The sequence below is a fragment of the Vampirovibrionales bacterium genome, assembly GCA_016712355.1.
In the GTDB taxonomy this organism is placed as follows: domain Bacteria; phylum Cyanobacteriota; class Vampirovibrionia; order Vampirovibrionales; family Vampirovibrionaceae; genus JADJRF01.
In genome coordinates this window covers 1,444,553-1,459,906 of sequence record JADJRF010000005.1, presented here as the reverse complement: position 1 = coordinate 1,459,906, position 15,354 = coordinate 1,444,553, and the positions used below count along the sequence as shown (strand labels likewise).

The window sequence follows — 15,354 nt, the reverse complement described above, 5'->3', positions numbered from 1 at the left end:
TCTCTCGTTATACTCTCTCTCTATCCGTTGCGCCTGAGGTCGCGGTAGCGGGCCGACAACGCCTCAATGACCGGGGGCGGGGCCAGCGCGGCCACGTCTGCGCCCAGGGAAGCGACTTCCTTGAGCAGCGAGGACGAGGCATGCTGGTACGCGGGATCAGCCATCAGGAACATCGTCTCCAGTTGCGGGGCGAGAGCCCGGTTCATTTGCGCCATCGCGAACTCGCTGGGGACGTCGGCCAGGGAGCGAAGTCCCCGAATCAGCGCGGTGGCCTGATGCTCACGGGCAAAGGTCGCGCTCAGACCGTCAAAGGCCTCGACCGTGACATTGCCCAGATGCGATAAGCACCGCTGCGCCAGCGCCACCCGCTCAGCCGCGCTGAACAAAGGGGTTTTGGCGGGGTTATGGGCAACGGCGACCCACACCCGATCGAACAACCGGCTGGCGCGGGTCACGATATCCACGTGCCCCAGCGTCATTGGGTCGAAACTCCCTGGGTAAGCCGCAATGGCCATCGACCTGACTGCCTCGGATAAACTCAGTATCCGTTACCGACGGAATTACTTTACTATAGGATTCCGGTACTAAACAACAAGTTGAGTAGGAATTGTTTCATTTCTTCAGACTCGCCTGCGATCGGTCGCCGGATCGCGCCCAGTGGACGGCGCGCGCGGGGAGGGGCGAGGCCGACGCGAGGCAAGCCGATCGCAAAGGCCTTATCCTTAAAGGCGTCTTTGAGGATGGCGCGATCGGCGTCGCCGTGTCAATCGCAGGCGCGCCGATTGCAACAATCCGCAGCAAGGTGACGATCTGACAGGCGTCGCATGTAAATTTTTGAAAAAAACGGGTCATTCCCCGTCCCGTCGGAGGTTTTATTTGGGGCAAGACGGCCTGCCTCTCGGGCCGCGTTTCTGCGCACGGGCGCGTTGCGTTAACAAGGTTTTTCGGGTTGATGGCGCTCACAACGATCCAAGGTCGCCCCTCTCCAGCCGGGCCGACGCCGCCGCACTTCGGCTTTGCGGGCGCGGCTGTCAATGCGCTGGCGGCGACAGCTCAGGTGATTGATAGTAATCCGCTCATTAACCTGATGACGCTGGATTTGGGCGGCATGGTGCTGCCGCGCACGTTTCTGGAGTTCCGCGAGCGCGGGATAGACATGGGTCGCGAGACCTTTCTGCGCGAGTCGATGGGGACGGTCACCAATGTCTTTCTCGCTGGCTGGACGGGCGGCGCGGCGCTGGCGATATTCAAAGGCGCTCAGGCCGCGCGCGGCGCGCAGGCGGCCCCCTGGATCAACTGGCGCACAATGGAGCATTACAGCGCCCTGCTCGATCGCGCGCTCAGCGAAGGCGTGTCAGCCCAGGACGCTCGCGAGCGTTTTGTACGCGCTGCGCTGCAAAGCCTGCGGGCCAACGATAGCGCGCTGGCCCCGCAACTCCTTCGCGCGGCGGTGTCAGGCGTAGAGAACCCAACGTTGCGCGCGGCGCTCACTGCGCGCGTGGACGCGGTGGCCCGCAATCGCCTGTCGCCTCAAGGGGTTGACGCCCTCACCACAATGCTCGCCCCCAGCGAAACGCCCGATCGCGGCGTCTATCATATCGGCAAGATGACAGCCCAGTGGCGACACTTGCAAAGCCAGTACGCGCCGCATCAGCACGCAGCCAGAACAGCGCTGGCCCAGGGTCATGCGCTCAGCGCCGCCGCGTCGCATCATCCCGACGCCGCCCATGCCCTGAAGATGGAAGACATGCTGCGCGCGTCCAACGACCGGCAATGGGCGGTCGAAACCGCGCGTTCGGCCCGCCATGCGCCCGTCATCGCTAAAGAATTAGCCCGACACGCGCTTGAAGACGGCATGAGCCCAAGTATTCACGCAGTCGATGTTCACGGAAAGCCCTTTTTGAAAGACCGCTCGCTGGAAACCACGCTGGGCGAGCTGCGGACGTTTCTCGAACAGTACGTCGACCGCGCCCTGAGCCATCCGGTCAACGGCGATATTTCTGCCCAGGCGCTGGACGAGGCGACCCGCGGGCGGATTCGCGCAGCGCTCTTTAATAAGGCCCGCACGCGCAGCGAAAACGGGCTCATCACGCTGGCGCGCCTCAACCGCCGCTGGCTCACCACGCTGCCGCTGGCGCTAACCGTGATTGCCTCCACCTCGGTCGCCTTTCTCAATAACTGGCTGACCCGCAAAAAGCATCATGGGCAGGTGTTTTTCCCCGGCGAAGGCGGGCCCCGGACCATGACCAGCGTTGCCGCCAGCGCGCGGGGCATAAACGCCCGACCCGCGAGCCCGTTCAGGGCGGCCAATGACAGCGTTTTCGACGTCTTTCAGGCCAGACGGCCCAGCGGCCTGCGGGCGGCAACGGGGGGCGGCGCATGAGTATGACGCAAGCCCTGCCCCGCAGCGCTTTTCTGCGGACGTTTGATTACCTGCGCCCCGGACAATCGGCGGTGAAGCAGAACATGAGCATCTACGCCACGGTAATTGGCTCGCGCATTGTGGCTGCGGCCTGGCGCGGGCAGAAAATCGACAGCTACAACGAGGTCCGCGAGCATGCGGTACGTGATTCTATCGGCTTTGTCTTCTGGTTTTTGGCGGCGGAAAAGCTCAAGCGCCTGTTCTTGCGGATGGCGCCCGCCGAGTTGCGGCACGATCTGGTCAGCGTCAGCGGCGACCCGGCGGCCGGACGCCTGCGACGCGAGTTCGATTTTGTGTTTCGCAGTATGATTCCGGGCCATGACCAGCTTCAACAGCGGCAAGCGCAGCTCGTGGCGCATCTGAAGCAGGAAGCGCAGGCGCTGGGATTGAGCGCGGACGTTCGAGAACGCGAAATCGCAGCTGTCGCAAAGCGTTTTTCGCGACTGGCCAAAACCCTCAATATTTGCAGCTTTTTCAGCATTGTCGGCGCCATCGCGTTGCTGGGCGTGACGATCCCCATGCTGAATATCGTCATGACCCGTCATAATATGCAAAAGCGCCAGCAGGGGGCGGCTGGCGCGACGCTGCCCGACTCGACACAGCCGGGGTCTGCCGGGCCGTCCGGGCCTTTTTCCTCGCCTGGGACATTTTCCTCGCCGGGGACCGCTGGGCGCGTCTATCGCCCCAGCTATCTGGCGGGCTGATACAGCCTCGGGCGACAGACCGGCGGCGACAAGCGATAAAAAATCAGACGTTTTTCGCCAGACGATGGGCGTCCGCGCGGCCCAGCGCCTCAACCCTCGCCAGCCAGCGCCCGCGCGCCGCATCAGAAAGCGTGCGAATCGGGCCAATGCGCGTCGTGTCGAGCGTCTTCACGCCGCACACGCCCAAGGCGCACCGACGCAGCGCAGACAGGCCGCAATCGGCCAAGGCCCAGCGATACAACCAGGGAGGCGTGTTCATCGTGGCGATAAGACCGGCGGTTTTACCGCGCAAGAGCGGACGCAAGCGCCCGGAGGCCGCATCGCGCTCAAAGGCGAAGTCTTCGCCCAGCGCGCAATCGAAAAACGCCTTCATCAAGGCCGGATACGTCCCGCTCCAGACGGGAAACACGATGCGCCAGAAGTCAGCGCGCGCCATAGCCTCGCGGGCCGTCGCCAAATCGCCTTCCAGGCCCTCAGACGGCGGGCGATGGGGATGTCGCCTCGCGTCAAAGGCCAGCTCGCCGAGTCGCAGGATGGTCACGCGCGCTCCAGCGGCCTGAGCGCCCTGCGTATAGGCCTCAGCCAGCGCCGCGCCGTAACTGTCGGCGAGCGGGTGACCCAGAATCGTTAAAATCGACGGCATCGCGAAGAAACATTACTCAAATCGCGCGCAAAATACCAATGGGCGCACACGGACGATTTTGAGGGGGTTTTATAGAAGGTGGCCCGCGCAGGCCTCGTTGCGCTGGAATCCTGTTTCGATGCTCGGCCCCCTCTCTCAACAGACTGTCCGTCCCAGAGTTCCGCTCGGGGAGGGCGCGCGCTTTGGGGGCATTGCGTCAACGCCTGCCTTAGGCGGGGTCACCGGCGCGGTCGACCGGGTTTTCGGCTGGGCGCAAGCCGATCGCACGCGCGAAATGCTCCTGCTCGATTTTGTCGGCTTCGGCCTGCTGCGCACAGGCTTTGACCTGTTTCGCGGCGCGTTCTTCGGCCAGCCAGAAGCGATAAATATCCCGGCGGCCCGCGAGCGGCTGATTCGCGAAGCGGGCTCGATTTTCACTGACAATATCGTCAGCGGGCTGGCCGCCTTTGGGCTGGGGTGGTGGCTGGATCGACGTCATAACGCCATCAGCAACCGATTTATGTCCTTCGGCTCGCTGGAATTCATGCGCGACTTGATTCGGGATCACCCCGATGTCGAGAGCGCTTCGCGCGCGATGGCCCGCCTGATTGCGGGCGATCAGCCAGACAAGGCCGGGGCTATTGCCGACTGGCTGCATCCTGCGCCGAAACATCCCGCTGCCATGGGCGCGTCGGCAGAGCAGGCAGCCGAGGCGATCGCCCGTACGCTCGGCCAGCGAGAATTTGACGTGTCGCTCAACGGGCGCGCCTTTCGGCTGGAAGATCTGGTGGACGACTGGCGCGCGCTGAATCGTCATCCCAGCGTGGCCGCAGCGGGCGCAGCAAAAGAGTGGCGCGAGGCCGCCGAGGGACTCATCGCGCGCACGTTGCGCAATAAACGCTTTAAACTCGGGGCGCTGGGCAAGGGCTTCGCCCTGACGATCGCCTTGACGGGCTTTAATAACTGGCTGACCCGGCGCGTGGATCATATCAGCTACTATCCCGGCGAAATCGGGCTGGTGAAGACCTCGACGTCTCAAAACGGGACCAGCGGGCATTTACGGCAGGGGCCTTTCGCCGTGTTTGCGCATCAGCGGGCATTGCTCCAGCAGGCAGAGGCCCGACGGAGCCAGCAGTCGTGGATGCCCTATGTCTCCTCACAATGGCGACATGGTCAGGGGACGCCGCTGGCGCTGGCGCTCACCCCGCTGGCGTTAGCCGTTGGCCTGTTTGATACCGTCAAACGGCGGTGGATTAACCCTTTCAAGCCGGGATTCCTGCGAACGCTGCGCGATCTGTATGACTTTGGAAAGGGCTTCCCCTTTACCACGCAACAGCAGATGGCCTCAATGTTTGCGGCCCTGATTTCTGCGCGCCTGCTGGTGTCGCGCAGCGATAACGAATACCGCGAGCGGCTGGTGGATTCCGGGCTGGGGTGGGCGTTCTGGATTCTGGGCACGCCGGTGATCAAGCGCTTCGCGGCGCAATGGCTGGATCGGCGCTATGGCTCGCACTTGCTCAAGCGCGTGGGAGGCCCCGGAGAAAAACGCCTGGAACTGCGCACCCGCGCCGAAATCGACCTACTGGTGAAGCCCGTGGTTTCCAGCGCCGTCTATCGCCGAACGCTGCAACAGCACATCTGGCTGGGGGCGGCCAGTAATCTGGCGACGCTGGCCTTGCTCGGCATTCTGGAGCCGCTGCTGGCCATTGAGTGGACTAAAAGCCGCGGGGCCAGCGCCCAACCGTAGAATACGCGCGTTCAGGCCTTAAATTGGGCGACCATCCGGCGCAGTTGCCCCGAGAGCGTTGACAGCTCTTCGGCGGCCTGACGGATGCCGGAGGCGCACGGGTCGCTTTCTGTCCACAAGCGCCTGACGCGTCGCCCTGTACGCAAGGCTCATGAGAAGCTTCCCCGATGCGGGAGGGAGAGTCACCCGCGCATCAGGCAATACGCTCCAGATTCTCGAATCGGCGGATGTGATGGCGCCCAGAGACAGAGCGCGTCCCATTCCAGTATTCTGGAGAAAGACTCGTCGTCATCACCTCTATCCGATGGATTCCCCCGGCAGGAGCCGAACATGGAGTTACTCACGCATCCCGACGCCTGTCGTCTGTGGCGTCGCCAATTGGCCGCAGGCGAAACGCTGGCGCTGGTTCCGACCATGGGCGCGCTGCACCAGGGCCATGGCGCGTTGATTCGCATGGCCCGCGCGCAAGCCGACGTGGTGGCGGTCAGCATCTTTGTGAATCCGCTGCAATTTGGCCCCGGCGAAGATTTCCAGCGCTACCCGCGCCCGCAGCAAGCCGATCTGGCGTTTTGCCAGTCGCTAGGCGTCAACGCCGTCTTTGCTCCCAGCCCGCAGGCGATGTATCCGCGCGGGATGGCGGCCTGTACGCGCGTCGCGCCGCCGCCCGACCTCAGCGATCGCCTGTGCGGGGCCTCGCGTCCGGGGCATTTTACCGGCGTAGCCACCGTCGTCCTTAAGTTATTGGCCCTGTTTTCGCCGGATATGGCCGTCTTCGGCGAGAAAGACGCGCAGCAGTATGCGATTCTGGCGCGCATGGCCGCCGATCTGGATCTCGACGCGCGCCTGATTCGGCATCCGGTCGTGCGAGAAGCCGACGGGCTCGCGATGAGTTCGCGCAATCGCTACCTGAGCGCACCCCAGCAGCGAGAAGCCGCCCTGTCTTTATCGCGTATTCTGTTTTGGCTGCGCGACGCCTGGCGTCAGGCAGGCGAGCCGTCGCAGAGCCGCCTGTCGGCCCCCGACGCCTTTGCTGAGGCCTGTCAGCGCGAAACGCGCGACGGCTTTACGCTGGAATATCTCGAAGCCGTCGACGACGAAGATTTCACCCCGAGCGAGACGCTACGGGCGGGCGTGCGTCTGCTGATCGCCGGACGAGTCGGCGACGTTCGCCTGATTGACACGCTGCTGCTCTCTGCCTCTGCGTGAGACGCCGCTAATACGTCGCGTAACGATCGCCCTGATATTTGTGAATCTGGGATTCGGCCGCGTCGATGCCGGACGACGGCGCCTTCGGGTCGCGAAACGCCGCGCGTCCCGCGCCGGGCGCGCCCGCCTGCCCGCGCTCAAAACTGCGCGCGTATGAGTGGGTCTGCGACGGGGCCTTGCTGCGCGCACGACCCGCCAACCAGAAGCCAGCCCCTATGAGCAGGGCAAGCATCAGCAACCAAAGCAGCGCATCACGGGGTTTCATGGCGTCTTCACGCCTCCAGCGGACGAGAGGGCCAGGCGCCCTTCAAGCCCTTTATACCCGCCGACGGCGCATTTCAAACCCGAACGCGCGGGATTGGCCCCAGGGCCGACTGAAACAGTCGCAGCGTACGACGCCAGGCATCCCGCGCCGCGTCCGGTTTGAAATCAGGCTGCCCGTCGCGGTGAAACCCATGGCCTGCCTGCGCGTAGCAAATAATCTCATGGCGAACGCCTGCCTGACGCAGGGCCGCACCGATGGCTTCAACCTGCGACGGCGGAATCAGCGGATCCGCGTCGCCAAACAGGCATAGCAGCTCTCCCCCAATGCGCGGGACGTCAGTCAGCGTCGGTGGGCCGCCTCCAGGACGAAACGCAGGAATCCCGCCGCCGCAGAACGAGACGCAAGCAGCAACTTCTGGCAGCGTCGCCGCCAGAAACGCCGCATGACCGCCAAAAGAAAAGCCCAGCACGCCCACGCGATCGCGCGGGGCGGTCTCGGGTTGGGCCTGCAAAAAGGCAATCGCCGCCTGCACATCGGCCAGCAGGCCTGCCGCCGTGGTCTGGTCCTTGTGCGCACGGCCTTCGGCGAGGCTGGCCTCGCTGTAATCAAGCGGGCGATTGGGCGTCGTGCGGTGATAATAGTTGACCGCAAGCGCCGAGTAGCCTTCGCCCGCCAGACGCTCGCAGATGGCGCAGATATGGGCGTTAACGCCGAAGACTTCCATCAGGACGACAACGCCCGGCCCCGGCGCGCCGTCGCGCGGGCGGGCCCAGTAGGCTTCCATCGGCGCAGAATCGGGCGCGCTGCCGTCGCTCGCGTATAATTCGCGCCAGTCGGCGATAATGGGGACGCTCATGCGCTCAGTGTATCAAGCGCGCCGCTAGCTGACCACCAGCGCCTTCACGTCGCCAAAGCCCAGATTGCCGCTGGAGAGCAGGATGGTTTCCATCGCCCCGCTCCCGGCCAGTTGCGCGCCGCCGTTGTCGAAGAAATTGGCGACATTGATGCTGTTCCCGCCGCCCAGATCGATGGCGAGGCGATCCGCAAAGCCGTTGGCGTCGCTATCGACCGCGCCCCATGACTGAATCGAGCTGAGGGCGTACTCAATGAGATTCAGCACGTCGATGCCCGCCGTATCCAGAATCGTATCCGCGCCGAACGCGCCGGTAAAGAGCTTATAAGTATCGTTTCCTGCGCCACCGCTCAAGGTGTCGTCGCCAGCGCCGCCCATCAGCGTATCGTAGCCGTTTCCGCCAAACAGGATATCGTCTCCCGCGCCGCCATTGAGAATATCGTTTCCGTCCAGCCCCGTCAGCGTATTATTGCCGCTGTTGCCGGTGAGAATATTGGCCAGCTCGTTGCCGGTTCCATCGAGCGCCGTTGCGCCCAGCAGGGTGAGATTTTCGACGTTTGCGCCCAGCGTCCACGCGATCGAGCTGCTGATGAGATCGCTTCCTTCGCCCGCGTTTTCAATCACGCTATCAGAAACGCTGGCGACCACGTAGGCGTCATTGCCCGCGCCCCCGCGCAGAATATTAATGCCCGCGCCGCCATTGAGAACATCCGCGCCGTCGCCGCCATCGAGCGTATTGTCGCCGCTATTGCCCAGCAGGGTGTTATTCAGCGCGTTGCCGGTCGCGTTGATGTTGGCGGTTCCTTGAAGCGTCAGGGATTCAAAGTGATCGCCCAGCGTCCACGAAACCATGCTGTAGACGATATCAATTCCTTCGCCGACGTTCTCGATCAGGGTTTCGGCGCCGCCGCTGACGTAATAGACGTCATTCCCCGCGCCGCCTGAGAGCGTATCCGCCCCGCCGCGACCGTTAAGAACATCGCTTCCCGCGCCACCGATCAGGGTGTTGGCGAACGTATTGCCCACCAGAACATTATTCAGCTCGTTGCCGGTTCCGTTTTGGGCCATTCCCGCCAGGAGATTGAGGTTTTCGAGATTCGCGCCCAGCGTATACGACGCCAGCAGGGAATTCACGGTATCGACGCCTTCGCCTGCGTTCTCGATAATGGTATCCAGCGCGTCGTTCAAAACATACGTATCGTTGCCCGTCCCGCCAATGAGCGTATCCGCGCCCCCGAAGCCATTCAGAACGTCGGCGCCTGCGTCGCCGGTCAGAATGTTATTGCCGCTGTTGCCGTTGAGATAGTTATTGCCGCTGTTGCCGACGCCATTGAGATGCCCCGCTCCCAGCAGGATGAGCTGCTCGACGTTATCGGGCAGCGTGTAGGTCGCCGCCGAGGAATTAACGATATCGAAGCCTTCGCCTGCGGCCTCGATGACCACGTCATCGCTGCGGTCAACGGCGTAAAGATCGTTTCCCGCGCCGCCAATGAGCGTATCGGCCCCCGCATAGCCGTTGAGCCGGTCGTCTCCTGCGCCGCCGGTGAGGATATTGGCCCCACTGTTGCCGTTGAGGGTGTTATTCAGCGCGTTGCCCGTGGCATTCAGGTTAAAGCTCGTTTGCAGATCCAGATTTTCGACGTTATCGGCCAGCGTCCAGCTGATATACGCCTTGACGGTATCCACGCCCTCGCCGCTCAGCTCGACGGTCGTATCGCCGAGGTTGTCGACCACGTAAATATCGTTGCCGGTTCCGCCGATCATCGTATCGGCGCCGAGATCGCCGCTAAGGGCGTCGTCGCCGTCTCCGCCGATGAGCGTATCGTTTCCTCCGAGCCCGTAGAGCCGGTCGTTGCCGCTCATGCCGTTGATGGTATTGACGCCATGCGTGCCGTAGACCGTATCAGCCCCCGCACTGCCGGTGATGCTGGATCCGCCGGTGATGAACTGCAAGCGCTCGACGTTGGCGCTCAACACGTAGGTATTGAGGGTGGAATAGATGATGTCGTAGCCTTCGCCGGGATTTTCGACCACGACGTCTTGCAGGGTGTCGACGTAATAGATATCGTCGCCTTTTCCGCCGATGAGCGTATCCACGCCGGCCCCGCCGTCGAGAACGTCGTTGCCGCGCCCGCCATACAGCGTATTATTGGCGTAATTGCCCGTGATCACATCGTTGGCGTCGCCGCCGATGGCATTTTCAATCACGCTGCCCGCCTGAATGCTGAGCGTTACGCCGTCAACGGTCGAAGCTGCGCCCGCATTGAGGTTAATCACGCTGGCCGTGGTGACCGCAGCGGCGTTAATCGTATCGTTGCCGGTCGCGTCAATCAGAGTCCGGCGCGAGGCGTCTGCCCCGGCGTACACGCTGAGTTCATCGGTATAGTAATACGTGGTGTCGTTGGAAAGCGCGTCGCCAAAAAGCGTTAGCGTCCAGTTCGACAGCGTGCCGTCGTAGCCGCCGACCTGATCGGTAATGTTCAGCGTCCAGTCGCCCGCGCCGATTTCGCCCCAATGATGCGTCGACGACATCACCCACGAGCTGTTGTACGCCGTCGGCAGCGCGCCATAGGCGTTGCTGGCGGGCGGACGGTTAAATAGCAGGCTATTGGTTCCATCCGGAGAGGTCAGCGAAATGACGAGATCCTGCTGGCGATTATGGGTCAGGTTGAGTTGAATCTCGACATGATCGATATTCAGCCCGCTGTTGAAGTGAATCACGCTGTGATACGGCGTGTTGGTGGTAATCGCCGCATTGAGCGTCCCGGAGTTGGCGTTGACGCTGGTTTCATTGGCATAAACGCCTCGAATCGGCTGGGTGACGTTCCAGGTTTCCGCCAGACGTACGGCGGCCAGCGCGTCGACAAAGCCAAATCCGTAGTTTTCGCTGACGTGCGCCCCGCCGCCATTCCAGTTGCTCGCCCCGTTGATTTCCCACGTATTGCTTGCCGCGTGGCTGTTAACGGCGCTATAGGCGAGAATCTCCTGTACGTCGCGGTACCCCAGCGCCGAATTGGCTTGGAGCATGAGCGCGACCACCGCCGAGACAGCGGGCGCGGCAAAGGACGTCCCCTGTACCGAGGCGTAATTGCCCGCGGCATAGCCGCCATTGGTTAAATCGGTGGTATAGATGCCAGTTCCCGGCGCCGTCACCAGCACAGGGGTTCCCGGCGTGCTGAAATAGGCCAGCGTCCCGTTTTCGTTGCCCGCCGCGACGCAGGCGACAAAGCGCGAATTCTGCAATTCGTGATAATTGGCGTTATCGCCCCCATCGCCCGCATTTCCCGCCGCAAAAACGAAGACGGTTCCCAGCCCGCCGCGATTATTCTGAGCCGCCGTCCGCAAGGCGCCTTCGCTGACCGAGGTGAAGAAATCCGCCGCAAACGGCTGGGTGTAGCCCCAACTGTTGTTGGAGATATCCACGTTCTGCCCCAGCGCCCCGGACAGCATCGATCCGCTGATGCCCGCCCCGCCCAGCAGCCGAAAACTGGTAATCGTCGCGCCGTAAGCGATGCCGGTGGTTCCCACGCCGTCATTGGCGGCGTTAATCACGCCTGCGACCGACGTTCCGTGTCCCTGCGACGTGGATTTATTGCTCCCGTCGGCAACCCCGGCGACGTAGTCGTAATCGATCGCGGCGTTATAGTGCGCCGACAGCTCGGGGTGCGTATATTCGACGCCCTGATCGACAATGCCGACGGTGACGCCCGCGCCGGTGTAATCGGGCCAGACCTGCAGGACGTTCATATCGTAGCCGGCGCCGCTCAGTAAATGCCACTGGTTGTCTGCCGCGCCTGCGAGCGGGACAGGCGACGGGCTGACAGGGCCTGAAGATACGTTAGGAGAGGAGGGAGATGCCAGAGCAACAGGCGCCAGGCTCGCCATGGCATCGACAAACGCCGCCGTCGCCTGCCACGCGCTGAATGCGTCAGGCATCACGCCCGATACGTCGGACGCCCAGGCGTCGTGCGAAGACTCTGATGATTGCATCATCAATGCGTGGCCCAGCCCATTTTGCGCGCGAACAGAAGCCGCTCTCAGCGGCATAGACAGTCTGAGGCGTTCGTCTCTGAAGCCGTTATTTCTGAGATTAAGAAGCGTATAAGGAATCTATCGACCCGCGCCCGGAAAGCTGAAGGCGATATGAAGCTCCCTTTACAATGAGGCCTTTCCCGCCTGTAGCCGGATTTTCGCGGTCTCAGCGCGCATGATGATGATAGGAGATCGCCAGCGCCAGCGCATCCGCCGCGTCATCGGGCCGGGGGATGCGGTCGAGCTGGAGCAGCGTCTTGACCATCTCCTGTACGTCTTGCTTGGAGGCCTTGCCGTAGCCGCAAATCGTTTGTTTGACCTGCATCGGCGTGAATTCAACATACGGCACGCCCGCCTGCTGCAACGTCAGCAGAATCACGCCGCGCGCCTGACAGACAGGCACCAGCGTCTTGGCGTTCTTGAAGAAGAAGATGCTTTCGACAGACGCCGCATCGGGACGCAATTCGCGCAGCAGGCCGCCGAGATCCGCGTGGATTTCTTGCAGGCGCGCGGCGTCCGGCTTATCCTTGGACGTCTGGATCGTCCCCCATTGGCGCGGCTGCAAGTGATTGGGGCCTTCGGACGCCACCAGCCCGAAGCCGATGACGCCCAGACCCGGATCAATGCCCAATACCTTCATGCCCTCCATTAAAGAAGCTTTCAGGCGCGGGCGCAAGCGCGGGGGCGCGGCGCTGACGATGCCGTTTTACGGCGCGCTGGCCGGATTCACCTCGGCGGGATGGCCCTTGTGGCCGCTGGCGTGGATAGCGCTCATCCCGCTAATGCGGCGCTTACAGACGACGCCATCAGACGAGGGGCATCGCAAAACGCTCGCGCGCGCAGCAATTGCGGGCGCAGGCTTTGGCTTTGGCTATCATCTCAGCGCCCTGTTCTGGACAAACAGCCTGCATCCGCTTACCTGGCTTGGATTAAGCCTCGATCAAAGTCGCGCAGCGGCGCTGGGCATGTGGCTGACGTGGGCGACGCTGGGCGCGTTTCTCTGGGCCATCCTTGCCATGGCGCATCGCGCGATCGCCCCGCCTCAGGCGCGATGGACCCGCCGTCTGGCAGCCGCTCTGGCGTGGGGCGCGATACTACTTGCGTATAGCGCACTCAATGAGCTGTATCCGCCGTGGACGCTGCTCTGCTACGGACAGGCCGCCAGCCCGCTGGCGCTGAAACTGGCCGGCGCGCTTCAGGACGCCAGCCCTTGGGGGTTCGATGCGCTGATCGTCTGGGTCAACGCCGAACTGGCGCGAGGCTGGCGCCTTGCCCAAGACAGGCGATATTCGGGCCTGCGGCTCGCCGTTATCAGCGCGGCGCTGCCTGCGTTGGCCGCAGGGTCGGCGATCTGGCCGCAAACTCCCACAGACGGCGATTTACCGACCCCGCTGGCCGTGGCGCAGGGGAATCTATCCATTGAGACGATTCGCGCTTCCTCGACGCTGACAGAGGCGTCTGAGGCGGCCTATCTCACTCCCTTGAAACAGGCGCGCTGGCCGCGCGGAACCCTCATTGCCCTGCCGGAAGAAGGCCCCGCCCCGGAGTGGATCTCGTTGCGCGCGCCGCAGCGCCATGAGGTCGCCCGCAAATGGACGGAACTGGCAAAATCGCGCGGCTGGCGAATTATCAGCGGCGCCGCCACGATGGATGAGGGCTGGACGGCGCGTTATTACAATAGCGTCATTCAGATCGATTCGAGGGGCGGATTTCAGGCGTTTCACAAGCGGCGGCTTGTTCCTATCGGTGAATCGACGCCTCGGCTGGGCGGCCTGCTGCCCGAGAACTGGCTTTCTGAGGTGATGCGCGTTCTGGGCGCCCCCCCCTATGAGAATCTGTTTGCCGCCGGGGCGCGCGATCAGACGTTGCTTCAAGAAAATGGCGAATCGTCTTCCACAAACGCCACGCGCATCGGCCCGCTGGTCTGTCTGGAATTGGCCTATCCACAATTGTCAGCCGACGAGCGACGCGCCGGGGCGCGACTGCTGATTAACGTCAGCAATCTGGGCTGGTTCCACGGCGATCGGCTGATGGCGGCGCAATTTCTGGCGATGGGCCAATTCCGCGCCGCCGAAAATCATCTGCCGCTGGCGATCGCCGCCAATGACGGGCCGTCCGCCATTATCGACGCTCAGGGGCGCGTTCTGGCGCTGGCGCCTTCAGCGACGGCGACGACGCTTTTTGCGCCGGGCCGTCTAAAACAAATCCCAAAACAGGCGCCAAAACAGCTACAATAAAGGGCGATATCGATACCCAAGCGCCGAGTCCTCCCCATGACGGAATTCGCCTCCGATAAACTGTTGCTGCTGCCGCTGGTAAGCGCCTCGCAGGAGGCGCTCGTTCGCGAATTTGAAACCTTGCTGGTCTACAGCGTCATGGGCCGTCTGGCCCTCTACACTGACGCCCGCTGCCAGGATCTGGCGACCAAAGACGATCACGTTCAACTGGACCCCAGCGCCGGATACGACGACATGGCCGCCGAATTGCGCCAAATCGCGCGCGAGTGCGGCGCCCGCTTTCTGCTGGGCGGATCGCTGACGCTGCTCTTCGATGACGAGGCCCCCGAACGTCTCGAAGAGTGCCGCGTGACCTTGCGTCTGTTCGATGCCGTCGAAAACCGCTTTGCCAGCGAAGCCCCCTGGACCTGCCGCACATTTGAAACCACCGCCGACCCGCTGCAGGAAGCCGGTCCCTGGCTGCGCCCGCAGTTTGAAGAATTCTGCGAGCTGGTCAATGCCGGGTTCTCCTTAGCGTACGAGGCCCTGTTTGCGCAGTCGGCGCAGGCCGCTTCGTTTTGCGAGCCCCCTGTCGCCGCTTCTTACGAAGCCCTGCGCCTGCTGATCACTGCCGACCGCCTCAAAGGCGCGCCACAGGAGAAAATCGACGCGTATCAGAAAGCTGTTCAGGCCGATCCGTCGCTGGAGGCCGCGTATTTCAACCTCGGGGCGCTCTACAAGGCAAAAGGCGACTACCGCCAGAGCGTGGCCCATTACCGCAAGGCGCTGGAGCTGAGTCATGGCCGCCCGCGTCTGCGCGCGATGTACGCCACAGAGGCAGGCGTGTGCTGCGCGCTGCTCGGCGAGTATGATCCCGCGCTCCAGTGGTGGCGACGCGCCATTGAGATTGAGCCCGAGTATCTGGCTCCGTATCTGAATATCGCCCATCATCACGAAGAACGCGACGATCTTGAGCAGGCGGAAGCCTACTGCCTGCAAGCCCAAGCGATCCGCGCCGACGACGCGCGTCCCTGCTACAGTCTGGCGCGCGTCTATTGCAAGCGCGCGCAATGGGCTCAGGCCATCGATCAGTATGAGCGACAATTACGCTGCGACGGCGAAGAGGGCTGGCCGCATAACGATATTGCTACCTGCTACCTGCAATTGGGCGATCGGGCCAAAGCCCGCGCCCATTTTGAACGCGCCGCAGCGATTGATCCTCATGGCGAGCCCGGCTTGTATGCCGCCCTGCTGCTTTCAGAACTCACGCCTTCGGCATAAACATCC

Annotated in this window: 13 protein-coding genes; 7 read left to right on the top strand and 6 right to left on the bottom strand. The window is 62.9% G+C overall.

What is annotated here, in order from left to right:
* Window positions 1-20: 20 nt before the first annotated feature.
* On the bottom strand, window positions 21-515 hold the full coding sequence (coaD, locus tag IPK79_08125) for a pantetheine-phosphate adenylyltransferase (protein ID MBK8190402.1): 495 nt from the start codon (window positions 513-515) through the stop codon (window positions 21-23).
* Between the two features lie 92 nt (window positions 516-607).
* Between coaD and IPK79_08120 the strand changes: the two genes are divergently transcribed.
* From IPK79_08120 to IPK79_08110, 3 genes are all read left to right on the top strand, one after another.
* Window positions 608-814, top strand: coding sequence for a hypothetical protein (locus tag IPK79_08120; protein MBK8190401.1), 207 nt, complete (start codon window positions 608-610; stop codon window positions 812-814).
* 138 nt (window positions 815-952) lie between these two features.
* Complete coding sequence (locus IPK79_08115; protein MBK8190400.1) at window positions 953-2,383, top strand: hypothetical protein; 1,431 nt, start codon at window positions 953-955, stop codon at window positions 2,381-2,383.
* Window positions 2,380-3,126, top strand: coding sequence for a hypothetical protein (locus IPK79_08110; protein ID MBK8190399.1), 747 nt, complete (start codon window positions 2,380-2,382; stop codon window positions 3,124-3,126). Before IPK79_08115 ends, IPK79_08110 begins: the two co-directional genes overlap by 4 nt.
* 43 nt (window positions 3,127-3,169) lie before the next feature.
* Here IPK79_08110 and IPK79_08105 read toward each other — a convergent pair whose 3' ends face one another.
* Entirely contained in the window at window positions 3,170-3,769 is a 600-nt protein-coding gene (locus IPK79_08105) for an NAD(P)H-dependent oxidoreductase (protein MBK8190398.1), read from the bottom strand.
* Between the two features lie 118 nt (window positions 3,770-3,887).
* Here IPK79_08105 and IPK79_08100 point away from each other — a divergent pair, with 118 nt between their 5' ends.
* Both IPK79_08100 and IPK79_08095 read left to right on the top strand, forming a co-directional pair.
* Window positions 3,888-5,495, top strand: a complete 1,608-nt coding sequence (locus tag IPK79_08100) for a hypothetical protein (GenBank protein MBK8190397.1) — start codon at window positions 3,888-3,890, stop codon at window positions 5,493-5,495.
* Between the two features lie 330 nt (window positions 5,496-5,825).
* Entirely contained in the window at window positions 5,826-6,701 is an 876-nt protein-coding gene (locus tag IPK79_08095) for a pantoate--beta-alanine ligase (protein MBK8190396.1), read from the top strand.
* A 7-nt stretch (window positions 6,702-6,708) separates the two neighbouring features.
* Here the strand turns inward: IPK79_08095 and IPK79_08090 are convergent, their stop codons facing one another.
* The 4 genes from IPK79_08090 to ruvC all read right to left on the bottom strand — a co-directional run bounded on the left by IPK79_08090 (window position 6,709) and on the right by ruvC (window position 12,491).
* A complete protein-coding gene (locus tag IPK79_08090; GenBank protein MBK8190395.1) occupies window positions 6,709-6,966 on the bottom strand; it encodes a hypothetical protein in 258 nt (85 codons plus the stop codon).
* A gap of 73 nt (window positions 6,967-7,039) precedes the next feature.
* On the bottom strand, window positions 7,040-7,822 hold the full coding sequence (locus tag IPK79_08085) for a dienelactone hydrolase family protein (GenBank protein MBK8190394.1): 783 nt from the start codon (window positions 7,820-7,822) through the stop codon (window positions 7,040-7,042).
* 24 nt (window positions 7,823-7,846) lie between these two features.
* Entirely contained in the window at window positions 7,847-11,812 is a 3,966-nt protein-coding gene (locus tag IPK79_08080; protein MBK8190393.1) for a S8 family serine peptidase, read from the bottom strand.
* A gap of 205 nt (window positions 11,813-12,017) precedes the next feature.
* Window positions 12,018-12,491: a crossover junction endodeoxyribonuclease RuvC gene (ruvC, locus tag IPK79_08075; protein ID MBK8190392.1), complete on the bottom strand. Its 474-nt coding sequence runs from the start codon at window positions 12,489-12,491 to the stop codon at window positions 12,018-12,020.
* Here ruvC and lnt point away from each other — a divergent pair.
* Together lnt and IPK79_08065 are read left to right on the top strand one after the other, a co-directional pair.
* Window positions 12,490-14,088: an apolipoprotein N-acyltransferase gene (lnt, locus tag IPK79_08070; GenBank protein MBK8190391.1), complete on the top strand. Its 1,599-nt coding sequence runs from the start codon at window positions 12,490-12,492 to the stop codon at window positions 14,086-14,088. The two genes, ruvC and lnt, sit on opposite strands and share 2 nt — an antisense overlap.
* A 36-nt stretch (window positions 14,089-14,124) precedes the next feature.
* On the top strand, window positions 14,125-15,348 hold the full coding sequence (locus IPK79_08065; protein MBK8190390.1) for a tetratricopeptide repeat protein: 1,224 nt from the start codon (window positions 14,125-14,127) through the stop codon (window positions 15,346-15,348).
* Window positions 15,349-15,354 lie beyond the last annotated feature (6 nt).